Raw genomic sequence first — 6,564 nt, forward strand, 5'->3', positions numbered from 1 at the left:
ACACCTTTCATTAAGCGGTGTAAATACCCCTTTATTTTTTTGCATAAATCCTGTCTTTTAAAATCTCTTTCAAAAACATGCCTGTGTATGACCTTTCACACATTGCAACCTCTTCTGGTGAGCCAAAAGCCACAACTTCACCACCTCTGTCTCCACCCTCTGGTCCCAAATCAATTATATAGTCAGCAACTTTTATAACATCCAAATTATGTTCAATCACAATAACTGTATTACCCATATCTACTAGCCGCTGCAATACGTTTATGAGCTTGTTTACATCATCCATATGAAGTCCAGTTGTGGGTTCATCTAAGATGTATAAGGTCCTACCTGTTGCTCTTTTAGAAAGCTCTGTTGCAAGCTTTACCCTTTGCGCCTCCCCACCAGAAAGTGTAGTAGACGGCTGGCCAAGTTTGATGTAACCAAGCCCTACATCATAAAGTGTCTGAAGTTTTGCCTTAATCCGTGGAATGTTTTTGAAAAATTCAAGTGCTTCTTCAACAGTCATCTCTAAAACATCAGCTATTGTTTTGTCTTTATATTTTACCTCTAATGTTTCTCTATTGTATCTTTTACCCTTGCACACCTCACAAGGTACATATACATCCGGCAAAAAGTGCATTTCAATCTTTATAATTCCATCTCCACCACAAGCCTCGCATCTTCCGCCTTTGAGATTAAAACTAAACCTTCCTGCCTTATATCCTCGCATTTTTGCCTCAGGTGTTTGAGCAAATATCTCTCTTATAAAGTCAAAAACACCTGTATAAGTTGCAGGATTAGAACGTGGAGTTCTTCCAATTGGTGACTGGTCTATGTTGATTACCTTGTCAAAATGCTCAAGACCAATTATTTCTTTGTACTTGCCAGGCTTTTCCTTAGATTTATTTAGTATTGAACTTGCTGCCTTGTAAAGTATCTCGTTTACCAGCGTGCTTTTACCAGATCCTGAAACTCCTGTCACACACGTAAAAAGCCCTACAGGAAAACTGACATCAATGTTTTTTAGATTGTTCTCACAAGCTCCTTTTATTGTAAGCCATCTACCATCAGGTTTTCTTCTCTCTTGAGGAATCTCTATCTTCTTTTTACCAGAAAGATACTGTCCTGTAATGGACTCTTCACAGGAAATTATATCTTCTAATGTACCAGCTGCAACAATTCTGCCACCATGCTCCCCTGCTCCAGGTCCTATGTCAACTATATAATCAGCAGCTCTAATTGTATCCTCATCATGCTCAACAACAATCAAGGTATTACCCAAATCCCTAAGTTTTTGCAATGTTCTTATAAGTCTGTGGTTGTCTCGCTGATGAAGACCAATACTTGGCTCATCAAGGATATACAAAACTCCTACAAGCCCAGAACCTATCTGTGTTGCAAGTCTTATTCTTTGTGCTTCTCCACCCGAAAGAGTACCGGCTGAACGTGAAAGTGTCAGATAGTCAAGTCCAACATCTATCAAAAAATCCAGCCTTGCTAAAATCTCTTTCAAAATTGGTACTGCAATAACTTTATCTTTGCCCTGGAGATTTAAGCTTTGTAGAAATCCTTTTGCCTCTAAGATTGTCATATCAGCAACATCTGCTATTGACTTTCCTTCAATTAATACTGACAATGCCTCTTTTTTAAGTCTTTTCCCCAAACAATCAGGGCATGTGAATGTACTCATATACTCTTCAATTTCTTGCTTTACATACTCTGACTGGGTCTCTTTATACCTTCTCTCAAGATTATTTACAAGTCCTTCATACTTTGCATAATAAATCCCTCGTGGAGTGTAAATCTTTATCTTCTCTTCTCCTGTTCCATATAAAAAGATGTCAAGAATTTTTTTATCTAGTTTATTTACAGGAGTGTTTAAGCTAAAATTGTATTCTTTTGCCAACGACTCTAAAACCATTCTGGCATATGAATTTGTTTCACTAAAATTCCATCCATTTATAGCAACCTGACCTATAGGTATCGACTTGTCAGGAATTAAAAGGTCAGGATCAACCTTTTGCAAGTACCCAAGCCCCATACATGTTGGGCACGCACCATAAGGGGTGTTAAAAGAAAAAAGACGTGGAGTTATCTCTTCAAACGAAACTCCACAGTCTACACATGCAAAGTTTTGTGAAAATACAATTTCTCTGTCGCCAACAATATCAATAGTCACAATTCCGCCTGAGAGTTCTAACGCTGTTTCAATCGAACCTGTAAGTCTTGACTCTATTCCTTCTTTGATGACGAGCCTGTCAACAATAACATCAATGTTGTGCTTTTTGTTCTTATCAAGCTTTATCTCCTCTTCAAGCTCATAGATTACACCATCAACTCTTACCCGTGCAAACCCACTTTTTCTAAGCTCTTCAAACTGTTTTTGGTACTCCCCTTTCCTACCTCTCACAATAGGCGACATGACCTGAATCTTTGTCCCTTTTTGCAATTTCATTATCTCATCTACCATCTGGTCAACTGTCTGCTGTGATATTGGTTTGCCACAAATATAGCAGTGAGGTTTTCCAACTCTCGCAAACAGAAGTCTTAAATAGTCATAAATCTCTGTAATTGTACCAACTGTTGAACGAGGATTTTTTGAGGTTGTCTTTTGGTCAATAGATATAGCCGGTGACAGTCCCTCTATGTGATCTACATCTGGTTTTTCCATCATACCCAAAAACTGTCTTGCATATGATGACAATGACTCAATATATCTTCTTTGTCCTTCTGCATAGATAGTGTCAAAAGCCAAAGATGATTTCCCTGAACCTGAAAGACCTGTAAAGACTATTAGTTTGTCACGAGGCAGTTTCAAGTCAACATTTTTCAGGTTGTGCTCTTTTGCACCTTTTATTACAATGTATTCTTTCGACATTTTGCATTCTCCTCCGAAAATACATTAAAGCAACTTCTTTAGTACAAATATTTTATCTCTTATCTTAGCCGCTTTTTCAAATTCAAGTTCTATAGCAAACCTTTTCATCTGCTGTTCAAGCTCTTTTATATACTCTTCTATTTCCTGTTTGGACATGTTCTGTACAATATCCTTTTCTATGCTCTCATATTTTTCTTCCTCTTCAGCAACCGAGATAGTTGCTTCAATAATCTGTCGTATTCCTTTTCTTACAGTTTGAGGCACTATTCCGTGCTTTTGGTTGTACTCTATCTGAATTTTTCTTCGTCTATTTGTTTCATCAATAGCCTTTTGCATAGCCTTAGTAATCCTGTCAGCATACATAATTACTTTACCATCAACGTTTCGTGCAGCTCGTCCAATTGTCTGAATAAGAGAAGTTTCTGAGCGCAAGAATCCTTCTTTGTCAGCATCTAAAATGGCAACAAGTGATACTTCTGGCAAATCAAGTCCTTCACGAAGCAAGTTTATTCCTACTAAAACGTCAAACTTGCCAAGTCTCAAATCTCTTATTATCTGCATACGCTCAATTGTGTCAATATCAGAGTGCATGTACCTCACTCTTATACCAACATCTTTTAAATATTCAGTGAGACTTTCTGCCATCTTCTTTGTAAGTGTTGTAATCAAAACTCTTTGGTTCTTCTCTACTCTTTTTCTTATCTCGCCAATCAAATGGTCAATTTGACCTTTAACAGGATGTACTTCAATTTCAGGGTCAACAAGCCCTGTGGGTCTTATAATTTGTTCAACCACTCTTGACGATTTCTTGAGTTCATAAGGACCAGGTGTTGCGCTTACAAATATAACCTGGTTGAGCTTCTCTTCAAACTCTTCAAAGGTAAGTGGGCGGTTGTCATATGCAGATGGAAGTCTAAAACCATATTCTACAAGCGCATCTTTTCTTGCCTTGTCTCCATTATACATAGCCCTTACCTGAGGAATTGTCACATGCGACTCATCAATGAACATTATAAAATCTTTTGGAAAATAATCAAGCAAGGTGTAAGGAGGACTTCCAGGTGGTCTTCCCGTTAGATGTCTTGAGTAGTTTTCTATTCCTTTGCAAAATCCCATTTCCTGGAGCATCTCTATGTCATATCGTGTTCTTTGCTCAAGCCTTTGCGCTTCGACAAGCTTGCCCATACTTCTAAGTTCTTGAAGCCTTTGTTCAAGCTCCTCTTCAATACTCTTAATTGCTCTCTTTAGCTTTTCTGAAGTTGTGACATAGTGTGATGCAGGAAATATTGCAACATGGTTTCTTCTCCCAATTACCTCACCAGTCAAAACGTCAAACTCGGTAATTCTCTCTATTTCATCTCCAAAAAACTCTACTCTGATTGCTCTCTCAGTATTTGATGCAGGAAATATCTCAAGTACATCGCCTCGTACTCTGAACCTGCCTCTTCTAAAATCAATGTCATTTCTTTCATATTGCATTCTAATGAGTTCTCTTATTACTTCATCTCTATCTTTTATCATCCCGGGTCTTAATGATAACGTTAAATTTAAATAGTCTTCTGGACTACCTAAGCTGTAAATACATGAGACACTTGCTACAATTATTACGTCTCTTCTCTCAAACAAAGCAGATGTTGCAGAGTGTCGAAGTTTATCTATTTCATCATTGATGGACGAATCCTTTTCAATATACGTATCTGTCTCAGGTATATAAGCTTCTGGCTGGTAATAATCGTAATAGCTTACAAAAAATTCTACAGCATTTTCAGGAAAGAATTCCCTAAACTCACTGCAAAGTTGAGCAGCCAGTGTTTTATTATGAGCTAAAACCAATGTGGGTCTTTGTACATTTTCTATTACTTTAGCCATTGTAAATGTCTTTCCTGAACCAGTAACACCAAGCAGTGTCTGAAACTTTTCACCTTTTAAAATTCCTTCGGTAAGCATTTCGATAGCCTTTGGTTGGTCACCTGTTGGCTTAAAGTCTGAAACAACCTTAAACTTTTTCATATTCTATCACCAAGTCTTATTTTACATCATTAAAAGTTGAATTTCAAACATATGTTTGGGAAAATTTGTGAGCCTCTAAACTCAATAGTTACCATTTTCAAATTCGTCTTGATATAGTTTTTTGTAAATTTCATAACTTTTAAAGACTCTTCTGACAAAATGGTTTGTCTCTTTAAAAGGAATTTCATCCACCTCAAATGTGCTTCTATCTTTTTGATAAAGCCATTTATTTACATTTGTCATACCAGCATTATAAGCCGCAACTGCAAGCCTTGTATCATTTCTGTAGTAATCTATGAGGTATTTTATATACCATGTACCAATTAAGATATTGTAGTCGGGGTCATATAACTTCTCTTCACTATAGTCTAATTTTAGTTTATGAGCAACCCATTTAGCAGTAAGAGGTGATAATTGCATAAGACCCACAGCACCTTTTTTAGAGACTGCAAACTGGTTAAAGTTGCTTTCACTTTTTATTATTGCACAAATTAAATATGGGTCTACATTTATTTCTTTACTATGCTTCTTGATACTACTTGTAAACCTTAAGGGGTACAACTGTTTTAAAATCAAAAAGTAAAATGGTTCAAAAAACAAAAGAAAAAGTAAAAGCAGAACAATTAATACAACCTTCCTTTTCAAATCAAACCATCCTCTTTGAGATATTTTTCTATGATAGTTTTCAAATTCTCAATGTCTCCATTGTTTATAACTATCTTACTTGCAAAGTCCTTGTATCTTTCAATATCTCTTTGTCTTTCTAAAAACTTTTCGACCTCTTCCACATCATATCCACTTCTTCTAATTACTCGCTCAATTATAATTTCTTTTTCACATTCAACATACCAGATGACCGAACAAAGTTTATCAAGTCCTATCTGGAACAAAAGTGCAGCATCAATAACTATATGCTTGTCTTTGTAAACATCTGTGATTAAAAAATTTACTCTTTCAAATATAAATGGATGAGTAATCTTATTGAGAAGCTCCATATTAAAGTCACATTTCAAGGCTACCTTTCTAAGTTTAACTCTGTCAATTTTGTCATCTGTTAAAATCTCCTCTCCAAAGCTCTGTGTTAACTTTAATTTCAATTCTAAGCTATTTTGTAGTAACCAATGGTATTCCTTATCAGCATCTATAACCTCAAAACCAAAATGCTCTTTTAATATTCTACTAATAGTACTCTTACCAGAACCCATCTTCCCTGTAATTCCCAGTACTTTACTTTGTCTCATACCAGTTTGAACCTTCTTTCACTTCAACTACCAAAGGGACTTTCAGTGAAACAGCATTTTCCATCTCAGTTTTCACTATTTTTTTTACTATTTCTTTTTCTGCATAAGGTGATTCAATCAAAAGCTCATCGTGAACTTGTAAAATAATCCTTGATTTTAAATTCTCCTCTTTTAACCTTCTATAAACCCTTATCATTGCTATTTTCATGATATCTGCAGCACTGCCTTGGATAGGTGAATTCATTGCTATTCTTTCCGCATAGCTTCTGAGATTTTTATTAGTAGACTTTATATCCTTAATATATCTCTTTCTATTAAAAAGTGTTAAAACAAACCCATTTTCACGTGCAAACTTGACAACATTGTCCAGATATTCTTTCACTTTTGGATACTTTTCAAAATAGCGATTAATAAAATCAGCTGCCTCTTTTCTTGATATCTTTATATCCCTTG

General features: G+C 36.0%; 5 protein-coding genes. All 5 read right to left on the reverse strand.

Annotated elements, in window-relative coordinates:
* Positions 1-31 precede the first annotated feature (31 nt).
* Positions 32-2,860, reverse strand: a complete 2,829-nt coding sequence (gene uvrA / locus H964_RS01155) for an excinuclease ABC subunit UvrA (protein WP_039763973.1) — start codon at positions 2,858-2,860, stop codon at positions 32-34.
* Between the two features lie 24 nt (positions 2,861-2,884).
* Complete coding sequence (gene uvrB, locus H964_RS01160; RefSeq protein WP_039763976.1) at positions 2,885-4,870, reverse strand: excinuclease ABC subunit UvrB; 1,986 nt, start codon at positions 4,868-4,870, stop codon at positions 2,885-2,887.
* 81 nt (positions 4,871-4,951) lie between these two features.
* Positions 4,952-5,515: a lytic transglycosylase domain-containing protein gene (locus tag H964_RS01165; RefSeq protein WP_039763978.1), complete on the reverse strand. Its 564-nt coding sequence runs from the start codon at positions 5,513-5,515 to the stop codon at positions 4,952-4,954.
* Positions 5,512-6,111: a dephospho-CoA kinase gene (coaE, locus tag H964_RS01170; RefSeq protein ID WP_039763980.1), complete on the reverse strand. Its 600-nt coding sequence runs from the start codon at positions 6,109-6,111 to the stop codon at positions 5,512-5,514. The genes H964_RS01165 and coaE overlap by 4 nt, the downstream gene beginning before the upstream one ends.
* On the reverse strand, positions 6,098-6,564 hold a 467-nt coding region (locus H964_RS01175), incomplete at its 5' end, for a DNA polymerase (RefSeq protein ID WP_039763981.1). The genes coaE and H964_RS01175, both read right to left, overlap by 14 nt.

This window comes from Caldicellulosiruptor sp. F32 (assembly GCF_000404025.1).
Classification (GTDB): Bacteria; Bacillota; Thermoanaerobacteria; order Caldicellulosiruptorales; family Caldicellulosiruptoraceae; genus Caldicellulosiruptor; species Caldicellulosiruptor saccharolyticus.